The 19,208-nt window shown below is 52.8% G+C and carries 20 protein-coding genes; 8 read left to right on the top strand and 12 right to left on the bottom strand.

The features are described from left to right. The first annotated feature begins 367 nt into the window (after positions 1-367). Positions 368-1,891: a YifB family Mg chelatase-like AAA ATPase gene (locus EHW58_RS13865; protein ID WP_046074874.1), complete on the top strand. Its 1,524-nt coding sequence runs from the start codon at positions 368-370 to the stop codon at positions 1,889-1,891. On the opposite strand, the gene EHW58_RS13860 is transcribed toward EHW58_RS13865, so the two are convergent. The 9 genes from EHW58_RS13860 to def all read right to left on the bottom strand — a co-directional run bounded on the left by EHW58_RS13860 (position 1,892) and on the right by def (position 11,076). After that, positions 1,892-2,461: a thiol:disulfide interchange protein DsbA/DsbL gene (locus EHW58_RS13860; RefSeq protein WP_046074896.1), complete on the bottom strand. Its 570-nt coding sequence runs from the start codon at positions 2,459-2,461 to the stop codon at positions 1,892-1,894. It lies immediately after the preceding gene. Between the two features lie 170 nt (positions 2,462-2,631). Next, a complete protein-coding gene (locus tag EHW58_RS13855) occupies positions 2,632-3,612 on the bottom strand; it encodes a serine/threonine protein kinase (protein WP_152797065.1) in 981 nt (326 codons plus the stop codon). 86 nt (positions 3,613-3,698) lie between these two features. Beyond that, entirely contained in the window at positions 3,699-5,126 is a 1,428-nt protein-coding gene (ccoG, locus tag EHW58_RS13850; RefSeq protein WP_152797063.1) for a cytochrome c oxidase accessory protein CcoG, read from the bottom strand. A 175-nt stretch (positions 5,127-5,301) separates the two neighbouring features. Next, positions 5,302-5,580, bottom strand: a complete 279-nt coding sequence (locus tag EHW58_RS13845) for a YihD family protein (RefSeq protein WP_046074877.1) — start codon at positions 5,578-5,580, stop codon at positions 5,302-5,304. 94 nt (positions 5,581-5,674) lie between these two features. Beyond that, entirely contained in the window at positions 5,675-6,706 is a 1,032-nt protein-coding gene (locus EHW58_RS13840) for a GGDEF domain-containing protein (RefSeq protein ID WP_046074878.1), read from the bottom strand. Positions 6,707-6,829: 123 nt separating this feature from the next. Continuing rightward, positions 6,830-8,206, bottom strand: a complete 1,377-nt coding sequence (gene trkA, locus EHW58_RS13835; RefSeq protein WP_046074879.1) for a Trk system potassium transporter TrkA — start codon at positions 8,204-8,206, stop codon at positions 6,830-6,832. Positions 8,207-8,224: 18 nt separating this feature from the next. After that, entirely contained in the window at positions 8,225-9,511 is a 1,287-nt protein-coding gene (gene rsmB / locus EHW58_RS13830; protein ID WP_152797061.1) for a 16S rRNA (cytosine(967)-C(5))-methyltransferase RsmB, read from the bottom strand. Between the two features lie 100 nt (positions 9,512-9,611). Beyond that, a complete protein-coding gene (gene fmt / locus EHW58_RS13825) occupies positions 9,612-10,556 on the bottom strand; it encodes a methionyl-tRNA formyltransferase (RefSeq protein WP_152797059.1) in 945 nt (314 codons plus the stop codon). Between the two features lie 7 nt (positions 10,557-10,563). Continuing rightward, on the bottom strand, positions 10,564-11,076 hold the full coding sequence (def, locus tag EHW58_RS13820; protein ID WP_046074882.1) for a peptide deformylase: 513 nt from the start codon (positions 11,074-11,076) through the stop codon (positions 10,564-10,566). Positions 11,077-11,193: 117 nt separating this feature from the next. On the opposite strand from def, the gene EHW58_RS13815 reads away from it, so the two are divergent. From EHW58_RS13815 to EHW58_RS13800, 4 genes are read left to right on the top strand one after another with little or no spacing between them, the layout of a single operon-like run. Then, positions 11,194-12,255, top strand: coding sequence for a LysM peptidoglycan-binding domain-containing protein (locus tag EHW58_RS13815; RefSeq protein ID WP_152797057.1), 1,062 nt, complete (start codon positions 11,194-11,196; stop codon positions 12,253-12,255). Continuing rightward, the gene (dprA, locus tag EHW58_RS13810) at positions 12,245-13,354 is read left to right on the top strand and encodes a DNA-processing protein DprA (protein ID WP_152797055.1); all 1,110 of its coding nucleotides are present in this window, start codon (positions 12,245-12,247) and stop codon (positions 13,352-13,354) included. The genes EHW58_RS13815 and dprA overlap by 11 nt, the downstream gene beginning before the upstream one ends. 2 nt (positions 13,355-13,356) lie before the next feature. Continuing rightward, positions 13,357-13,830, top strand: coding sequence for a DUF494 family protein (locus EHW58_RS13805; protein WP_046074885.1), 474 nt, complete (start codon positions 13,357-13,359; stop codon positions 13,828-13,830). Positions 13,831-13,858: 28 nt separating this feature from the next. Continuing rightward, positions 13,859-14,416 (top strand): type I DNA topoisomerase, encoded by a 558-nt coding sequence (locus tag EHW58_RS13800; protein ID WP_152797053.1) that lies wholly within the window; start codon positions 13,859-13,861, stop codon positions 14,414-14,416. Here the strand turns inward: EHW58_RS13800 and EHW58_RS13795 are convergent. Together EHW58_RS13795 and purE are read right to left on the bottom strand one after the other, a co-directional pair. Further along, complete coding sequence (locus EHW58_RS13795) at positions 14,413-15,561, bottom strand: 5-(carboxyamino)imidazole ribonucleotide synthase (RefSeq protein ID WP_152797051.1); 1,149 nt, start codon at positions 15,559-15,561, stop codon at positions 14,413-14,415. The genes EHW58_RS13800 and EHW58_RS13795 overlap by 4 nt on opposite strands. 4 nt (positions 15,562-15,565) lie before the next feature. Beyond that, on the bottom strand, positions 15,566-16,048 hold the full coding sequence (gene purE / locus EHW58_RS13790; RefSeq protein ID WP_069362358.1) for a 5-(carboxyamino)imidazole ribonucleotide mutase: 483 nt from the start codon (positions 16,046-16,048) through the stop codon (positions 15,566-15,568). Between the two features lie 178 nt (positions 16,049-16,226). On the opposite strand from purE, the gene hemF reads away from it, so the two are divergent. Genes hemF through EHW58_RS13775 form a run of 3 tightly spaced genes read left to right on the top strand, consistent with a single transcriptional unit; the run spans position 16,227 to position 18,229 of the window. Then, entirely contained in the window at positions 16,227-17,144 is a 918-nt protein-coding gene (gene hemF / locus EHW58_RS13785; protein WP_370517866.1) for an oxygen-dependent coproporphyrinogen oxidase, read from the top strand. A gap of 3 nt (positions 17,145-17,147) precedes the next feature. Beyond that, entirely contained in the window at positions 17,148-17,972 is an 825-nt protein-coding gene (gene aroE, locus EHW58_RS13780) for a shikimate dehydrogenase (RefSeq protein ID WP_152797049.1), read from the top strand. Further along, positions 17,969-18,229, top strand: coding sequence for a DUF1488 family protein (locus EHW58_RS13775; RefSeq protein WP_077607333.1), 261 nt, complete (start codon positions 17,969-17,971; stop codon positions 18,227-18,229). Before aroE ends, EHW58_RS13775 begins: the two co-directional genes overlap by 4 nt. On the opposite strand, the gene EHW58_RS13770 is transcribed toward EHW58_RS13775, so the two are convergent. Next, entirely contained in the window at positions 18,226-18,765 is a 540-nt protein-coding gene (locus tag EHW58_RS13770) for a gamma carbonic anhydrase family protein (protein WP_152797102.1), read from the bottom strand. The two genes, EHW58_RS13775 and EHW58_RS13770, sit on opposite strands and share 4 nt — an antisense overlap. Between the last annotated feature and the right edge of the window lie 443 nt (positions 18,766-19,208).

Genomic DNA, 19,208 nt, shown 5'->3' with positions numbered 1-19,208 from the left:
CTGTTGGTTGCGGGGGCTTGGTTGCGATGTTGCTGCTGTATTTCGCGTACCTAAACCCCTCGCGGAATAATGACCACGATGAGGCGAATAATTAGGACGATAGCGAAGTTAAGCATTTGTCTGTCTTTTCTTGTCGTTAGCCCATTTTATGGGCTTTTTGTTAATTGTGTTTTTGTTTACGCCTGCTTGTTACAGGTCAGTCACGAACCCGATCTGTCGCCGAGTCTCGTGTTTAATTGTTGTGCATTTGTAGTGGTATCACAGACCTCACTCGCATGACAAGAAAAAAATACTCTTAATCATAAATTGGCTCGGCACTATAAGAGTCGGGTTTCATAGTGGTTAACAAGGGTAACGCGGAGAGAAAATGGCATTAGCGATAGTGCACAGTCGAGCCTGTGTGGGCGTGCAAGCACCGAATGTGACTGTAGAAGTACACATATCTAACGGTTTACCTGGGTTTGCGCTGGTGGGGCTGCCTGAAACCACGGTGAAAGAAGCGCGGGACAGGGTGAGAAGTGCAATTGTGACGTCGAACTTTGAGTTCCCATCACGCCGGATCACCGTTAACCTTGCACCGGCTGACTTACCCAAAGAAGGTGGACGGTTTGATTTGCCGATAGCGCTCGGGATCTTGGTTGCATCTGGGCAGCTGCCGGAAAAGCGGCTCAACGAATTCGAGTTTTTGGGGGAGTTGGCTTTGTCCGGACAGCTACGGCCGGTTAAAGGGGCCTTGCCCGCCGCGCTTGCCTGTCAAAAAGCGCAGCGCGCACTGGTGGTGCCAGATGATAACGCCAGCCAGGTGGCATTGGTGGATAATGAGCGCCATGTGTCAGCGCCTGATCTGATTGCGGTGGCGCAGCACCTCATTGGTCAACAAAATCTCGGTTTGAATGCGACACAGGTAGAAGCCCCCGAACCTCCCTCAACACGGTGTTTGCGTGACATTATTGGCCAACAACAAGGAAAACGCGCGCTAGAGATCGCCGCTAGTGGTTCACATAATCTGCTTTTTGTTGGCCCGCCCGGAACCGGAAAAACCATGCTAGCCTCGCGGTTGTGTGATTTGCTCCCGCCTATGAATGATGAAGAGGCATTAGCGTCAGCCGCGGTCACGTCGTTGACTCAGCAACCTTTGCATGAAGGAAACTGGCGTCGGCGCCCGTTTCGTAGTCCACACCACTCAAGCTCGATGGCGGCATTGGTTGGGGGTGGCACCGTTCCGCGCCCGGGAGAGATCTCTTTGTCTCACCATGGGGTGCTGTTTCTCGATGAGATGCCAGAGTTCGAGCGCCGGGTGCTTGATGCCCTGCGTGAGCCGCTAGAGTCGGGGGAGATTATTATCTCCCGCGCCAATGGCAAAACCCGCTTTCCCGCACGCTTTCAGCTGATAGGTGCATTAAACCCCAGCCCCACAGGCCATCATGAAGGAGAGCTCGCGCGCTCAAACCCACAGCAAATCTTGCGCTATCTAGCCCGTTTGTCTGGGCCATTATTGGACAGGTTTGATATGTCGATTGATATTCCGGCACTGCCAAGAGGGAGCCTCTCCAGTGGTGGTGAGCGCGGTGAGTCAACGGTCGTGGTAAAAGCCCGAGTTGAAGCGGCGCGAGCCAGGATGTTGGCGCGTCAAGGTAAGGTTAATGCGTTGCTGAGCAATCGAGAAATGGAACAACATTGCCAACTGGCTCAAACCGATGCCGCTTTTTTAGAACAAGCCCTGCATCGTTTGGGACTGTCTGTACGGGCATACCATAGGATCATTAAAGTGGCGAGAACCATTGCCGATTTGGCCGATGTTGATACCATCCAGCGCCCTCACCTTGCTGAGGCGCTGGGGTATCGGGCGATGGATGGCTTATTACGCCACCTCAACGCCCAAGTCAGCTAATTACTTTTGGGTAAGCAAAAAGTTGATCAACTGAAAATATTCTTCGGGGGTTTCCACGGTTTTCGGTGTGACATGATACTTGCCGTTCACGACCACGGCAGGTACGCCGCGCAGGCCCGCTTTTTCGAACGATTGGTCAAAGCGCTTCGCCATTGAGTTGGCCGCAAAGCTGTTGTAAGCACCATCAAACTCTTGGCCATCAATGCCGTTATCAACGAACAGTTGGCGCACCTCGGCCAATGATTTGGGTGGGTTTTGCGCCACGTGAATGCGATCGAACATCACTGGAATAATGGTGTCTTGTGCATTCAGTACCACGGCGGTTGCGTATGCACGGGTTAGGACACTGCCCATATCCCCGCCCATAAAGGAGACGTGATTTTTCACCACTTTGGCGTTGTCAGGCACCTGCTGTTTGAGCTGTTGAACCAGTGGCTCAAATTGATAGCAGTGAGGACAGTAGAAGGAGAAAAACTCAGTGACTGTGGGCGTATCCGTCGCTGGCGTGTCCAGCACTTGGTAGTCTTCCCCCGCCTTAAAGCGTCCCGGCTTAGCGTCAGCCACTTCCATAGGCGCGGTGGATTCAGACTGCGTTTGTGTGGACTCTGCCGTTTGCGTGGTTTGTGATGACGTTTGTGTCACGCTTTCAGGCTCAGAGCAGGCGGTTAAGCCGAGGATGAGTAGCACAGGAAACAGTTTCTTTAACATGATTGAATGACTCTCCGTTATCGATTGAGCGCTTACGGGTACAGCGTAAGCGGTGGCGCTTCTAAGGTGGCAAGTTGTTCTTTAAATGCAAGCACCTGACCTTCCCAGTATTTTGCATCAGCAAACCAAGGGAATGCACGTGGAAATGCCGGGTCTTGCCAGCGTTTTGCTAGCCAAGCCATATAGTGCACCATTCTCAGACCACGCAACGGCTCGATCAGTTGCAATTGATCGGCGGGAAATTCACGAAACTCGCGATAACCTTCTGCCAAGGTATCGAGTTGGGCGAGCTGATCGGCACGACTGCCGTTTAAAAACAGCCACAAGTCTTGAATCGCAGGGCCGTTACGCGTGTCGTCAAAATCCACAAACAGCGGACCGTCGCGCCACAGAATGTTGCTGGGGTGGCAGTCGCCGTGCAAGCGGATCGCCGGCCAATTTGTATGCCAGCGTGCGGCAATGGCGTCAATTAAGCGGTCAAGATCAGAGAAAAAGGTTGCCTGAATGCCTTCTGGGATCAGATTTGCCTCATTTAACACCTGACGAGGTTGATAAAGATGACTGTCGAGATCAAACTTTGCCCGTTGTTGGAAGGGGGTCGCCGCGCCCACTTGGTGTAGGCGGCCGAGGTAACGGCCGACCGCCTCAAGTTGATCCCAATTATCCACTTCAAAACCCCGGCCGCCGACACTGGGAAATAACGCAAAGCGAAACCCCTCGGCGGTAAAAAGGCTTGTACCGTCGCGGTAGATTGGGGCTACCACGGGAATATCGGCCTGGGCGAGCTCATGACAGAATGCGTGCTCTTCGAGAATTTGCGCGTTAGACCATCGCCCGGGACGGTAAAACTTCACCACATAGCGCTGGCCATCATCAGCGACAAATTGGGCAACACGGTTTTCATAGCTGTTCAGCGCAAGCAAGCCTGATTGAGGGTAGATCCCCACCGACTCAATCGCATTTAACTGAACATCTGGCGTTAGTGTATGAAAGTCAAAGCCATGGTCAGTCATGAGCATTCCGTTTGTGTGGCAAAACGCCATGGTAACAAATAAAAAGGGCGCTGCCTGCGCCCTTTCATTGAGGATTAAAATGACGATTAGAGGTCCGTGATAAACCGACTCTCTGCCGTGACCACTTTTTGCTCCTCACCCGACTCACGTTCCATCACAAAAGTGATGTCGGCAATACGCTGTTCCATCTCATAGGTATCAACGGCGAGGCTGATGGGTAATGAGAACACTTCCCCTGCTTGGACATTGACCGTTTGCGGGCCATGCCATTCCACATCGTTCAGCCCATTCACCGACAGTTGGTACGTCTCATCCGATTGGGTTTTATTGAGGATTTTTAAGGTATAAGTGTTTTCCACCAACCCTTGGTTATTGATGCGATAAAGCTGGTTTCGGTCTCGAATCACATCCAGCTCCATGGGCATCACGGACATCGCTAAGTAGATAAACATAGCCGTGACAATGGTCATAACGACGCCATAACCGACCAGTTTGGGTCGCATAACTGCCGTCTTCTTCCCTTCAAGCTTATGCTCGGTGGTGTAGCTAATCAGTCCACGCTCATAGCCCATCCTATCCATGGTTTCATCGCAAGCATCGATACAGGCACCACAGTTGATACATTCGTATTGCAAGCCGTCACGAATATCGATGCCTGTTGGGCAGACCTGCACACACAAATTACAGTCAATGCAGTCACCGAGCCCCAACTCTTTCGGATCTTTTTTGCGAGGACGAGGGCCGCGTTTTTCGCCGCGCTTAGCATCATACCCGACAATGAAGGTGTCTTTGTCGAACATCGCCGACTGGAAGCGTGCGTAAGGGCACATATGAATACACATAATCGAGCGCATCCAGCCTGCATTGCCATAAGTACAAGCGGCAAAGAAGATCACCCAAAAACCGACCCAGAAGCTGGTATCAAAGGTGACTAAATCGATAGCTAACTCGCGCATTGGCACAAAGTAGCCAACGAAGGTCATCCCGGTAATCAAGGAGATCGCCCACCATGCCGCGTGTTTAGCGGTTTTGCGCGCGGCTAGCTCAGGCGTCAGTTTTAACGAGTCTTGCTTACGACGTTTATTGGCCGCGCCTTCGAGTTTTTCCTCAAACCAAATGAACAAAAAGGTCCACACGGTTTGCGGGCATAAATACCCACACCACACGCGGCCAAGAAAGGTGGTGATAAAGAAAAGGCCAAATGCCGCGAGCATCAATAGTGCAGCCAGCAAGGTAAGGTCTTGTGGCCAGAGTGTGGTGCCAAAAAAGGTAAATTTCTGATTACCGATGTCGAGTAAGATGGCTTGGCGTCCTTGGTATGGGAGCCATGGAATGGCGAGGAACACCAGCATGAAAAACCAGCCCATATAGCGTCGCATACGCTGGTAATAGCCTTTTACCGCACGCACATAAATACGATTGCTTGGGTTGAAACGGTCGTCAGCCCCTTTGTGAGTTTTGGGGTTGTACTCTTTTGCAGTCACGTCTTTGACGTTGATTTTTTTATCGCTCATGACATTGGCTTTCCTTGGGGTACGGGTCCATGGTGCGTTGCCAGGCCCTGATTATCATTGTTGCCTGTGATTGTAGCGCAGCGAACTCCTTGAATACGCTACCAGAGTCATAGTTTGCAACATAGCCACAAACTCAATGAAATCTAGCTATAACAGACGATTAGCCAGACTGCTTTCACGACGATTGCTGAGGCGGGATCCCGCGTGCGCGCAAAATCGCGGCTTTAAAATCGTCTTCACAATCTTTGGCTAGCCCAGGAATGGGGGCATCAGTATCTTCTAGTCGCATCTTAAGCTGATAGATCAAGGTATCGTCTGACAGTGTGGTGATATCCTGACCATGACCGGCTTCATCAGCGATCTGGATGAGCATTTGCATCAGAGAACAGTCAGGGGTTTTTTGCCAAGATTGATTGAGTAGGTCGAGCAGCTCATTGATACGGTGGCATTGCATATGGGCGTCCTCAGTGTGGCACGTAAAAAATGCCATTGTGCCCGACCACACTGAGGTGAAACTTAGCCAGGATCAATTTCCGCTCAGGTGGTGATTAATTAATCGGCATCACGCGATTACGGCCTAGGTTTTTAGCTTGATACAGGTGCTGATCGGCACGGTAAATCAGATCTGCGCCGCTCTCACCTTTATATTCGTCATACTCGGCGACGCCTATCGATACGGTAATGCTGTCTAGAGTGCGGCCACGACGCCGGTCTTTGATCACCATGCGGTCAATCGCCGCCCGCAATGTTTCAGCGGTGCGCTTGGCCGTGCTGAGGCGTTTTTGCGGCACCAGCAAGGCAAATTCTTCGCCCCCGTAGCGAAAGGCTTGTACGCCATCGCGACAGTAGTCGAGGATCCGTTTAGAAACTTGCTTTAAGGCAATGTCACCGAGCACATGGCCGTAGGTATCATTGAGGTGCTTGAAGTGGTCGAGATCGATCAGTACCAAGCAGAACGGCCAGGTTTGTGGGCTATCAATGTAGGCGGCGAGTTCGCGCTCGAAGGCGGCCCGGTTAAGCAAACCGGTTAGGCCATCATGAGTGGCTTGTTCGGTCATCTCAGCCAAATTTTGCTTTAATTGCGCAATCTCTTGCTGCGCGTCATTAAGCTGGTGTTTAAAGTAGCGGGTCGACTGGGTAAGCGCTTGCGAATCTTTGACCACGTTGCGAACCACGGCAATGGTCTCATCAATGGATAACCCTTCATTTTCGACCCGTGACAGCTGTTCAAAGGTGTTATCGAGAACCGAATGGAAAGCGTCAGTATCTTGAATAGTATCTGACATTGAGTGGCTCATCTCGGTCATCATCGATTCTAAGCTTTGCTTTAACGCATTGATGTCTCGGCTATGCTTATCGGCCATGTGTTTTTGGTAAAGCATGTCGCTTTGCAGCGGACTACAGGTACCGTGCTCATCGACGGTGGCATCGACATCCGCATTAAGTTTGGCGTCGGTATTGGCGACATAGGTGTACCACAGGGCATAGTTGGTGGGCGTGGTGGGCACCTTGTATTTCATCATCAAAGGCACAGCTTTTTTGAGGAAGCTGGTAGATTGCTGAAACTTATCGTCCGACATGGCGTTCCTTTGTGTGTCATCGATACCGAGAGAACTTTTATTAGTGTATACCCAAAGTGATTGGAACGGCAGTAGACAGCGAAAAAGCGTGAGCCTGCAGGCAACAACGCCTGCAGGCGAGGATCATAGGAAGAAGGGACTGGGCTGGAACAGGCGTTCAACGTCAGGAATATATTTTTTGTTCACCAAGAACAAGACCACATGGTCATCTTGCTGGATCACGGTTTTATCGTGCGCAATTAACACTTCGTCACCGCGCACCACAGCACCGATGGTGGTACCGGGGGGCAGTTTTATCTCGCCGATGGCGCGCCCGACCACTTTGGATGTCGACGCATCCCCATGGGCGATGGCTTCAATCGCCTCAGCGGCGCCGCGTCGTAGTGACGAGACATTAACAATGTCTGCGCGGCGCACATGGGTGAGTAGCGCAGATATCGTCGCCTGTTGAGGGGAGATGGCAATATCAATCACCCCGCCTTGCACCAAGTCCACATAAGCGCCGCGCTGGATAAGCACCATGACTTTTTTCGCGCCAAGGCGTTTCGCCAACATAGCCGACATAATATTGGCTTCATCTTCGTTGGTGACCGCGATAAACACATCAATCTGATCAATGTGCTCTTCACTGAGCAGTTCTTGATCAGAGGCATCGCCACAAAACACCGTGGTTTCTTCAAGTAACTCAGAAAGGTGCTCCGCACGGGAGGGGTTACGCTCAATCAACTTCACGCTGTATTGACGCTCCAACGCCATCGCGAGGCCGGCACCAATGTTGCCACCACCAACAATCATGATGCGTTTGTAGGGTTTTTCAAGGCGCTGTAATTCACTCATCACCGAGCGAATATGGTTACTCGCGGCGACGAAAAAGACTTCATCATCGGCTTCGATGATGGTGGTGCCTTGTGGACGAATGGGCCGGTCACGACGGAAAATAGCGGCGACACGGGTATCGACATGCGGCATATGCTCACGCAAGGCGGACAAGGCTTTACCGACCAAAGGTCCGCCGTAATACGCCTTAACCGCAACCAGACCGACCTTTTTGTCGGCAAAGCTGACTACCTGTAAGGCGCCTGGGTATTCAATTAGACGACGAATATAACGAGTGACCAGCTCTTCAGGGGCGATAAGATGGTCAACCGGACAGGCGTCGCTGTTAAACAGTTGCTCTTTCACCGCCAAGTATTCAGGGCTGCGGATCCGAGCGACGCGGTTTGGTGTATTAAAACGTGTATACGCGACCTGACAGGCGATCATATTGGTTTCGTCTGAGTTGGTCACCGCGACCAGCATATCTGCATCTTGAGCGCCGGCTTCTTGCAGCGTGGTTGGGTGACTGGCAAACCCCTGTACCACGCGTAAGTCATACTTATCTTGTAGCTCACGCAGTCGTTCGGGGGCGCGGTCAACAATGGTGATATCATTGTTTTCCCCTACCAGGTTTTCTGCTAGGGTGCCGCCGACTTGTCCTGCACCCAAGATGATGATTTTCATGCTACTGTCACTCCCTGCCTAGTCGCACAAAGGCTTCTCTAGGCATGCATAATAGAAACCGTCCATGTCGTCTTCGCCTGGCAAAATCTGGCGACCAGGCTGCGCTTGCGAGCCGGTGCGCAGTATCGCGGAAGGTTCACGGGCTAAAAAGGCACGGATTTGCTCGCGGTTCTCATCCGGTAACACTGAGCAGGTGGCGTAAACCAGCGTACCGCCTGGCGCCAATTGCTGCCACATTGTGTCTAAAATCTCTGCCTGTAACGTGACCAGAGCGTGAATGTCACTATCACGGCGTAGCCACTTAATGTCGGGATGACGCCGGATCACGCCTGTGGCTGAACAAGGGGCATCCAGTAATATACGATCAAACGCAGGCCCTTGATGCCAAGCGCTCGGCTCACGGGCATCCGCGTGTTTCACATCAGCATTCAGCCCTAACCGTGACAGGTTCTCTTTGATCCGGGATAAGCGGTTTTCATCGGCATCAATGGCCGTCACGATGGCACCAGGCTGGTGCTCAAGGATATGACACGTTTTCCCTCCTGGCGCGGCACAGCAGTCGAGAATATGTTCTGCAGACGCGGGTTGGAGGTAATCGACAGCCAGCTGCGCGGCGGCATCTTGTACCGACACCCAGCCCTGGTCAAAGCTGGGGAGGCGAGACACATCACACGGCGCGTCGAGTTTCAGAGCGTCCATGGCATCTGGATGGGCACTGGCACCAATACCGGCCTGTTGCAGCTGCGCTTGATAACTGTCTCGAGAATGGTGCTGGCGGTTGACGCGCAGCCACATCGGCGCTTTTTGATGATTTGCCGCCACAATGTCTTGCCAATTGGATGGATAGGCGGTCTGAAGGCGTTTGAGCAACCAGCCGGGATGGCAGTAATGACCAGCATCATGCGCTTGGCTGGCTTGGTCTAGCGCATCTTGATCGCGTTGATAATTGCGCAAAATGGCGTTAATCAATCCACGTAATTGTGGGCGCTTCAATGGCTTGGTGGCATTCACGGTTTCAGCCACGGCGGCATGGGCCGGGATGCGCATATAGCCTAATTGATACAACCCGACCAGAATGAGGTGATGAAAGACTCGTTGTTTGCCTTTCAGTGGCTTATCCATCAGGGCTTGCACGATATGCTCTAATCGCGGTAACCAGCGCAAGGTGCCATAGCAAATCTCTTGCAACAAAGCAGCATCACGCGGGGCGACCTTCTGTTGAGCGAGGGGGAGCTGCTGGGACAATGACTGGCCCTGATCAACCACTTGATACAGAACGCGGGCGGCCGCGGCTCTTACATTCATATGTTTACCTATTCAAAGGCCAAATTGGCATCAGACGATAGTGTGGGTCAGATTAAAAAAGGCCAGCGTACTGGCCTTCTTCTCACGTATCGGTGGCACGCTATAGTTGGGTGCCTGTTTCAAACCATTCACGACGTGCATTCAGTAGTTCATGCGCTTGCATGGCTTTTTTGCCCGGGGGTTGTAGTTGGGTCAGCTGGATCACGCCTTTTCCGGTCGCGACCTGAATGCCATGTTTGTCAGTGTTGACCACTGTGCCTGGCGCCGCGTCCACGTCGATATCTAGTGCGTTAGCGCCCCACACCTTGATGTTTTGCTCACCTAAGGTGAAGTAGCTGACCGGGCGCGGGTTAAATGCCCGTACACAACGTTCGATAAACGCGGCGTTTTGATGCCAATCGATCTGCGCTTCTTGCTTACTGAGCTTTTCGGCATAGTTGGCTTTGGCATCGTTTTGTGGCTCAGCAAGAATAATGCCGTTAGCCATGTCATTAAGACAATCAATCAATGCCTGCGGACCCAGCTCCGCAAGACGCAAATATAGGCTACCACTGGTTTCTTTCTCATCAATGGGCAGGGTCGCAATTTTAAGCATATCGCCCGTGTCGAGCCCTTCATCCATCTGCATGATGGTGACCCCCGTCTCATTGTCACCAGCCCATACTGCTCGTTCGATAGGAGCGGCGCCACGCCAACGTGGCAGAATGGAGCCATGCACATTAATACACCCTAACTTTGGGGTGTCCAATACGGGCTTGGGCAGAATCAGCCCGTAAGCGACCACGACCATCACGTCGGCGTTCAAGGCAGCCAGCTCCGCTTGTGCTTGTTCATCACGCAACGTGCGAGGCTGATACACGGGTAAGTCATGCTCAAGCGCAAGCTGTTTAACGGGGCTTGCCGTGAGCTTCTTGCCTCGGCCAGCGGGTTTATCTTCACGGCTATAAACCGCAATCACCTCATGCTCACTATCGAGCAGGGCTTGTAAATGGCGCGCGGCAAAATCCGGCGTGCCCGCAAATACTATACGCAGCGGTGTGCTCAAAGTGACCTCAGCTTGCTTTTTGGTTAGCGCGTTTGATTTTTTCCATCTTTTGCTTGATGCGCTGACGTTTCAGCGGCGATAGGTAGTCCACAAACAGCTTACCTTCTAAATGGTCAAGCTCATGCTGAATACAAATCGCTAGCAGGTCGTCGGCATCAAACTGGATAGCGTTGCCGTCGCGATCCAGCGCTTTTACGGTCACTTCTGCCGCACGCGGAACCAATGCGCGTGCACTGGGCACAGATAAGCATCCTTCTTCAATGCCATCTTCACCGCGCTTTTCGATGATTTCTGGATTTATAAGCACCATGGGCTGATCGCGGGTTTCGGAGACATCAATCACCACCATGCGTTGGTGAAAATCAACCTGAGTGGCCGCGAGACCAATACCATCTTGGGCGTACATGGTTTCAATCATGTCATCAGCCATTTTCTGGATCTCAGGTGTGACAGCGTCCACCGGCTTGGCCACGGTGCGAAGGCGCTCATCTGGGAATGTTAATACGTTCAGTAAAGCCATAACGTCTCATAAAAATTGAACTGTGCCGAAAGCGGCACGGGGTAATTGGGTTAATTCTAGACATTTTGCCAGCCAATTGACAGCATCAGCATCATTCGTCGGGTGAGGAAGACATTGATGACAAGAAAGCTATTCAATCTCGCCGCCGCTGGGCTATTGGCTATCGCGCTACCAGTGCTGGCAGCCGGCCCTGCCGAGAGTCAGCGATACGTGGTTGAGCGGGGGGATGCCCTGTGGGATATCGCCGCCACCTTTTTCGATAATCCTTGGCAATGGCGTGACGTATGGTACGCAAATCCGGCTATAAAGGATCCCAATCTTATTTATCCTGGCGATGTGCTCACCCTCACATGGCAAGCGGGGAAACCGGCCGTCAGCTACAAGCCTAGGCGCGCGATTGCAGCAAAGGGAGATGCACCCAAGACGTCAGCGCTGAGCAGTGTCGATCCTATGCTGCTGCCCTATTTACAACAGGATATGCTGGTCGAAAAGGCGCGTTTGGTGGCGCTGCCTCGTGTTCTTGGCTCTACAGATGGGCGTCAATATCTGTCAGTGCACGATACCCTGTATGTGGATGCGTCGCTGGGTGCCAAAAATTGGCAGGTTTTTCGGGTTGAGAAAACCTTTTTACGCCCTGCGACGTCAGAGGCTAGCGCCGAACCGATCGCTATGGTGAGCTTAAAACATGTGGCTGACGGACGTATCCGTGCGCGAAGTGAAGGGCGCAGTGTGATGACACTGACACGCGTGGTGCAGGAAGTACGGCCCAATGATGTCTTGTTACCTTTGCCCGAGAACACGCATGCGCGCTTTTGGCCCCAAGCGGCTCAAACCGACGCGAGGTTATTAGGGCATCTTTATGGCAGTGAGTATGTCGCGAATGGTCAGCTGGTGGTGCTCGATAAAGGTGCCAATGATGGCGTGACGACCGGACAAATGTTTACTGTCACCAAAGGGGGGGCCAAGGTGTTAAATGACCCCGGTGAGTATCGCTATCAAAACGCGAACGAAAGTACGACACAATCCATCACACCCATGCCTGATGTGACGGTGGGACAAACCATGGTCGTTCGGGCTTACCCTTGGGTTAGCTTGGCGGTGATCACCCAAGCGCGTCAGCCGATCAAAGCCGGCATGCATGCGGTACCGCCATCCTCTCAACCGGCCTATGCACGATAAATCGCTGCGAGGATGGTTGACGCTGACTCAAGTGCCGCGGTTGCGCGTCCCGCAGCGGCGCGCGCTGTTAGCTAAAATGCCCATCGACGCATTGTGTGACCAAACCCATCATGAGCTTGCCGCGGTTGGCTTAAACGCTGAGCAATGTCAGGCCATTATGCACCCCAATCATGCCATGATTGAGCGTAGCCTTGAGTGGGCGAGGCAAGAGAATTGCCACCTGATTGGCTTTGACCATCCAGCTTATCCTGCACTACTCCGAGAAATCGCACGGCCGCCTTTGGTCTTGTATGTGCAAGGCGATCTGACTTGCTTGGCGATGCCTCAATTGGCGATGGTGGGCAGCCGTCACGCGACCCCACAAGGTTTAGAGACAGCGTATCAATTTGCTAAACAACTGGTTGAGCATGGTGTTGCGATCACCAGTGGGCTTGCGCTCGGCATTGATGGCCGAGCACACAAAGGCGCACTCGAGGGCGGCGGAAAAACCTTGGCGGTGCTGGGAAGCGGACTGGCCAATGTGTATCCCGCCCGGCATCGCGCATTGGCCAAGCGGATTGAAGCGCAGGGGGCGCTTGTTTCAGAGTTTTGGCCGGACGCCCCGCCAAGAGCCGAACACTTTCCGCGCCGCAACCGGTTGATCAGTGGGTTGTCGGCAGGCGTATTAGTGGTAGAGGCCGCACCGCAAAGTGGGTCACTGATCACGGCACGTTATGCGCTAGAGCAAAACCGGAGTGTGTTTGCGATTCCCGGTCCCATAGACCAAGTCCAATCGCGAGGTTGCCACCAATTGATAAAACAAGGCGCCGTGTTAGTCGATTGTGTTGATGATATTATAAGTGATGTGGATAGCTTGGTTCAGTTTGCTGTGAGTCAGCAAAACAAATTATTTAGTGATGCACCCAAGTTAGATACTCACGAAGGATTGCCATTTTCTGCGCTGTTGGCTAACGTAGGGACTAACGCGACGTGTGTCGACGTACTGGCTGAGCGCTGCAACCAACCGGTTCACGAAATCATGATGCAGTTGTTAGACTTAGAACTCCAGGGGCTTGTAGCAGCAGTACCCGGTGGCTATGTCAGAACGAGGAGGGGCTAGCCATGATGGACATTCTTATGTACCTGTTCGAAACCTACATCCACAGCGATGTGGAAGTGATGATCGATCAGGACGAGTTAGCAGATGAATTGTCCCGCGCGGGTTTTCATCAAGACGATATATATAAAGCCCTGAACTGGCTTGAAAAGCTGGCACAGTTGCAAAATGCGGATAAACAGCCTTATCTATCAGGCAGTGCCCAAAGCTCGATTCGAATCTATACCGAGCAAGAAACACGCTTTATCGACCAAGAAAGCCGAGGCTTTCTCTTATTCTTAGAGCAAGCCGGGGTGCTTTCACCGGAAACGCGTGAAATGGTCATCGATCGGGTGATGGAACTTGAGACCCAAGAATTTGGTCTTGATGATCTAAAATGGGTCATTTTGATGGTGCTGTTTAATGTGCCCGGTAACGAGCGTGCGTATACACAGATGGAAGAAATGCTGTACGACGCACAAGAGGGATACGTGCACTAACGCTTATCAATGACAGTAAAAGGTGTGAATGAGTAAAGATAACACCCCGAACACCCACGAGCGCTGCCCTGAATGTGGCAGCGCTCTTGCGTTTAAATCGGGCAAACGAGGCCCGTTTCTGGCCTGTACGGCCTACCCAGACTGCCACTATACCAAAGCGTTACATCATGGTGATGGCCACATAGTAAAAGCGCTTGGCGTGGCTTGTCCGGCGTGTCATCAGGGAGAATTGGTGTTACGCCAAGGTCGATTCGGTATGTTTATTGGCTGCGATCAGTTCCCGCAATGTACGCATATCGAAAAACCGGATGAACCCGATCATACTACCCTCACCTGTCCATCCTGCCACAAGGGTGAGCTGGTGGAGCGCACCTCGCGTTACGGCAAGCGCTTTTTTGCCTGTGACCAATACCCTAAGTGTCATTTTGCGGTAAATGCACAACCGATAGCCGGCACCTGCGAGCAATGTGGCTTTGCGCTGCTGGTGGAGCGTAAGAAAGGTGGCAAGACAGTACACCAATGTGCCGATAAGTCCTGCAGCGCGATTCAAGGTGAATCGGCTGCAGAATCGGAGAGCGAAGGCTAATCGGTTTGCGCGGCGAGAGCCAATGCAGCCGATTTCAAACCGTGAAAAGCATCGTCGGGGAGATAGCTGGCGAGACTGGCTAACTTGGTGGCAAGCGCCGCGTTCGATGTGGCCGTGACATTAATATGGCCCACTTTGCGCCCCGGACGAGGCGTTTTGTTGTACCAATGTACATGGGCATCACGATAGGTCGCAAGCGGGACACTGCCTTGGCCTAAGATATTGATCATCGCCGTCGGCTGGATTAACTCGGTCGGGCCGAGGGGTAAGCCGCTGACGGCGCGCAGGTGGTTTTCAAATTGGCAACACGCGCTACCTTGCTGTGTCCAGTGACCGGAGTTGTGCACCCGAGGTGCTATCTCGTTCACCAGCAAGCTGCCGTCTACATCAAAGAATTCCACCGCGAGCACCCCCACATAGTTCAGCGCGCTGGCAATCTTTTCTAACATGTCCGCGGCTTGTGTTTGCAAAGCATGCTCATCTGGGCGCACCACAGACAAGGTGAGTATCCCATCATGATGGTGGTTTTGGGTCAGGCTATAGCTGGCAAATTCACCATTCGCGCCACGCACACCAATTAGTGACACTTCTCTGTCAAAAGGGATCATGGCTTCGGCAATGATGGCTTGGCCATCGCGCTGTTCGGGCGCGGTGAGAAAGGCGTCGAGCTCTGCCCACAATGCGTGAAGATCATCGCCGTCACGATAGCGCCACTGTCCTTTGCCGTCATAACCATCCAAGGTACTTTTGAGGACCAAGGGCGCGCCCAGTGCGTCGACTGCCTTTTCTAAATCCGCCTGTGTATACACCACACGGTACGGTGCATTGGCGACACCTGCTTGCATCAGCAGCGCTTTCTCAATTTGGCGGTCACCACCGGTTAGAATCGCTTGGGCATTGGGGCGTAACTTCCCGCTTTGCTCGCAGTGATGCAAGATATCAGCGGGGATATGCTCAAATTCCGCGGTGATAATATCCGCGCCGGCGATGGCCGTATTGAGACCGTGCCCTAGTGGTTGCAGCGTCAGTGGGTGAACAATGTCGCCACTACGCACATCATAGGCGCTGACGATAAGGTTGAGCGGCGCACCGGCCAAGGCCATCATCCGAGCCAGTTGTCCCGCGCCTAACACCAGAATATTCATGGCCTTACCCTTGTGGGTTGGGTTGAGCGAGAACGGCTTCAGTTTGCGCTTGGCGAAACGCATCCACTTTTGCCATCAAATCAGGGTCGGCCGTTGCGAGAATTTGTGCCGCAAGGAGGCCTGCATTCGCGGCGCCTGCGTCACCAATGGCGAGCGTGCCCACTGCCACGCCCTTGGGCATTTGAGCAATAGAAAGCAATGAGTCCATACCCTTTAACGCTTTTGACTGGACCGGCACGCCGAGCACCGGCAGGCTGGTGTGTGCGGCGGTCATCCCAGGCAAATGGGCGGCCCCCCCGGCGCCGGCAATAATCACTTTAATCCCGCGCTCGGCCGCTTGTTGGGCGTAGTCGGCAAGTAACTGTGGTGTGCGATGGGCGGAGACAATACGGGTTTCGTAAGGGATGGCAAAATGATCCAACATAGCCGCTGCATGTGTCATGGTAGGCCAATCGGATTGCGAGCCCATGATGATACCGACAGTCATAATACGTCCTTCTTGATGACAAGCGTGAATAAGATAAGCTGAGCGTGGCGCGAATTATACCCAGATTTCACCGCAAGGAAAACGTTTGCGTCGGCGATGGGGGATGAAATTCCGTCAAGATCCCACTGCGTGGATCAGGTAAAGTACGCATATAGTCTCAGTAACAAAGGATGTGAGCGTGGCACACGGTCAGTCGACAATTGATAAGCAAGCCGTGAAGGCTTTTTTCCTCCAGCTTCAAGATGATATTTGCCAACAGCTTGCGCAAGAAGATGGTCAAGCGCATTTTATTGAAGATGCGTGGGAGCGTGAGAAAGGGGGCGGTGGTCGCAGTCGCGTCCTGCGTCAGGGCCAAGTATTTGAGCAAGCGGGAGTGAACTTCTCGCACGTATTTGGCGATCAAATGCCTGCCTCGGCGACCGCGCATCGCCCAGAGCTCGCCGGGCGCTGTTTTGAGGCCATGGGGGTGTCGTTAGTGATCCATCCTCACAACCCGTACGTGCCGACCTCGCACGCAAACGTACGGTTTTTCATTGCTGAAAAGGAAGGCGCCGACCCTGTGTGGTGGTTTGGCGGCGGCTTTGACCTTACGCCTTTCTATCCGTTCGAGGAAGACTGCCAGCACTGGCATGAGACCGCCAAAGCCTTGTGCGCGCCCTTCGGTGATAGCGTGTACGCTGATCACAAGGCGTGGTGCGATCGCTATTTTTATCTGCCCCATCGCGGTGAAACCCGTGGCGTCGGCGGGCTTTTCTTTGATGATTTGAACCAGTGGCCATTCGAGCAGTGCTTTGCCTACACCCAAGCGGTTGGAAAAGGTTTTATCGATGCTTACCTGCCGATTGTACAGCGCCGCAAAGCCACACCCTATGGTGAGCGTGAGCGAGATTTCCAGCTTTACCGCCGCGGACGCTATGTCGAATTTAACTTGGTGTATGACAGAGGTACGCTATTTGGCTTACAAAGTGGTGGGCGTACCGAATCTATCCTGATGTCGATGCCGCCGATGGCACGTTGGGAATATAATTGGTCACCCGATGAAGACGCGCCGGAAGCGAGACTCTATCGCGACTACCTTAAACCGAGGGAGTGGTAACAGATGACCGATCGTTATTGTGTGGTCGGCCACCCGATTGGCCACAGTAAGTCGCCGCAGATCCACGCCGCATTTGCGACGCAAACCCAACAAGACATCGACTATCAAGCCATTGAAGCGCCGCTCGAAGGCTTTGTGACCAGTATGCAGGCGTTTTTTGCGCAAGGAGGGCGCGGCGCCAATGTGACCGTGCCTTTTAAACAGCAAGCGTATGATTGGGCTGATACACTGACAGAGCGTGCCCGCCGCGCCGGTGCCGTGAATACGCTGGTTAAGCAAAGCGATGGTTCCCTACTGGGTGATAATACGGATGGGGCAGGTTTGGTGACTGACTTACACTACCATCATGTGGCACTGCGCGATAAGCGCATTATGGTTGTGGGAGCAGGCGGTGCAGCACGGGGTGTGTTGCTTCCTTTACTGGAGCAAGAGCCAGCATCGCTGATGATTGTGAATCGCACCGAGCAAAAAGCCCAGCAACTAGCCGCTACATTTGGTGAGGCCGGACCGATCACCAGCCATGCCGTGGATAAACCCATGGCGGCGCCGGTCGATGTGATCATTAACGCGACCTCGGCGAGTTTACATCAAAGCTATCCTCCTCTCCCTCATGGCGCGATTGGTCCAGCGACCACTGTCTATGACATGGTGTATCAAGCTGGCTGCACAACCAGCAACCAGTGGGCGCAACGCCAAGGAGCAGGGCGGTGTTTAGACGGCTTGGGCATGCTGGTGGAACAAGCGGCGGAAAGCTTTGCTATATGGCGCGGCTGTCGGCCACAAACCGAATGTGTGCGTGAGCAGTTAAGAGAGGCACTCAATCAATGAATCAATCCCTTATTCTGGCTGCGGACCAAGCGCAGGTCGACACGGCAAAGGCCCGTGTTTGTTTTTACGGCCAACTTAATGGTGCATTGTTACCATGCGCTGTCCGATTTACCACCTTATCCGCGCTCGCCGGCTGTGCGGTGGACACGGATAATGCGCAGGCGATTGTCGAACAGGTTTGGTTTGATATTGAAGAGCACATGGAAGCGGCCATCGAATCAGAAGCGTTTGAAGCCGATGGCAGCTTGCTGATCTAGCACTCGCAGCGGTAGATGTCTTTGGTGTCGACATAGTTTTGCGCTGAGCGTGCAAAATAAGCACGCTCTTTGTCGGTAAGGGGGCGAACTTGTTTGACCGGTGAGCCGACATACAGATAGCCACTCTCTAAGCGTTTTCCGGGCGGGACTAAACTGCCAGCGCCAATCAGCACTTCATCTTCTATCACAGCGTCATCGAGAATAATCGTCCCCATTCCCACTAGGACTCGGTTGCCAATCCGACAGCCGTGTAACATGACTTTGTGGCCGATTGTCACTTCTTCGCCAATGATCAGCGGGTAACCTTGTGGGTTTTCGGCATTTTTGTGAGTAACATGAAGGACTGAGCCATCTTGTACATTGGTCCGTGCGCCAATCTGGATATGGTTCACGTCACCACGTGCCGCAACCAACGGCCAAATACTCACATCATCGCCTAGCGTAATATCGCCAGCCAATACACTGAATTCATCAATATAGACGCGCTCGCCAAGCTGAGGCGTCATGCCTTTATAGGCGCGCAGCTGTTTTACCATCACAGATCCCTCTTTTCTCTCTTAACAGTGCTAAATAGCGGCGAGTTTGATACCAGTTTTACACCCTAGCGAGCAAAAAAACAGCGAGTGACAGTTTTTTTCTAAAAAACACCTAAAAAGGACTTGCCAACCTGATCAGCTTCTCTATAATGCGCCTCCATCGACACGGCACGCAGGGCAAGCGCTCAGCGAGCATGTCGAAGTAAAAAATCGAATAAAAATAAACGCTTGACGTGAGTTTTTAAAAGATTAAGATAGCCGTCCACTTAACGCTAGGCGTTAGGGAAGTCAAAAAGAGGTTTTGTTTCACCCGGCTGGGTTGAAAATAAAAGATAAAATTTCTTCTTGACTTTAACGGCAAGGCGCGTAAGATACGCAGCCCTGACCAAGCGAAGCGCAGCTTCGCATCGTCAACGCTCTTTAACAATTTGACCTATGCAATC

The sequence above is a fragment of the Salinivibrio sp. VYel1 genome, from assembly GCF_009377945.1.
Classification (GTDB): Bacteria; Pseudomonadota; Gammaproteobacteria; order Enterobacterales; family Vibrionaceae; genus Salinivibrio; species Salinivibrio siamensis.
Note: the sequence above shows the minus strand (reverse complement) of the source record. Positions and strands in the feature narration are given on the sequence as shown.

Excerpts from the sequence above, each read along its gene's own strand:
- EHW58_RS13865 (WP_046074874.1), top strand. The coding sequence starts at position 368 with ATGGCATTAGCGATAGTGCACAGTCGAGCCTGTGTGGGCGTGCAAGCA.
- EHW58_RS13860 (WP_046074896.1), bottom strand. The coding sequence starts at position 2,461 with ATGGAAGTGGCTGACGCTAAGCCGGGACGCTTTAAGGCGGGGGAAGAC.
- EHW58_RS13855 (WP_152797065.1), bottom strand. The coding sequence starts at position 3,612 with ATGACTGACCATGGCTTTGACTTTCATACACTAACGCCAGATGTTCAG.
- ccoG (WP_152797063.1), bottom strand. The coding sequence starts at position 5,126 with ATGAGCGATAAAAAAATCAACGTCAAAGACGTGACTGCAAAAGAGTAC.
- EHW58_RS13845 (WP_046074877.1), bottom strand. The coding sequence starts at position 5,580 with ATGCAATGCCACCGTATCAATGAGCTGCTCGACCTACTCAATCAATCT.
- EHW58_RS13840 (WP_046074878.1), bottom strand. The coding sequence starts at position 6,706 with ATGTCGGACGATAAGTTTCAGCAATCTACCAGCTTCCTCAAAAAAGCT.
- trkA (WP_046074879.1), bottom strand. The coding sequence starts at position 8,206 with ATGAAAATCATCATCTTGGGTGCAGGACAAGTCGGCGGCACCCTAGCA.
- rsmB (WP_152797061.1), bottom strand. The coding sequence starts at position 9,511 with ATGAATGTAAGAGCCGCGGCCGCCCGCGTTCTGTATCAAGTGGTTGAT.
- def (WP_046074882.1), bottom strand. The coding sequence starts at position 11,076 with ATGGCTTTACTGAACGTATTAACATTCCCAGATGAGCGCCTTCGCACC.
- EHW58_RS13815 (WP_152797057.1), top strand. The coding sequence starts at position 11,194 with ATGACAAGAAAGCTATTCAATCTCGCCGCCGCTGGGCTATTGGCTATC.
- dprA (WP_152797055.1), top strand. The coding sequence starts at position 12,245 with ATGCACGATAAATCGCTGCGAGGATGGTTGACGCTGACTCAAGTGCCG.
- EHW58_RS13805 (WP_046074885.1), top strand. The coding sequence starts at position 13,357 with ATGATGGACATTCTTATGTACCTGTTCGAAACCTACATCCACAGCGAT.
- EHW58_RS13800 (WP_152797053.1), top strand. The coding sequence starts at position 13,859 with ATGAGTAAAGATAACACCCCGAACACCCACGAGCGCTGCCCTGAATGT.
- EHW58_RS13795 (WP_152797051.1), bottom strand. The coding sequence starts at position 15,561 with ATGAATATTCTGGTGTTAGGCGCGGGACAACTGGCTCGGATGATGGCC.
- purE (WP_069362358.1), bottom strand. The coding sequence starts at position 16,048 with ATGACTGTCGGTATCATCATGGGCTCGCAATCCGATTGGCCTACCATG.
- aroE (WP_152797049.1), top strand. The coding sequence starts at position 17,148 with ATGACCGATCGTTATTGTGTGGTCGGCCACCCGATTGGCCACAGTAAG.
- EHW58_RS13775 (WP_077607333.1), top strand. The coding sequence starts at position 17,969 with ATGAATCAATCCCTTATTCTGGCTGCGGACCAAGCGCAGGTCGACACG.
- EHW58_RS13770 (WP_152797102.1), bottom strand. The coding sequence starts at position 18,765 with ATGGTAAAACAGCTGCGCGCCTATAAAGGCATGACGCCTCAGCTTGGC.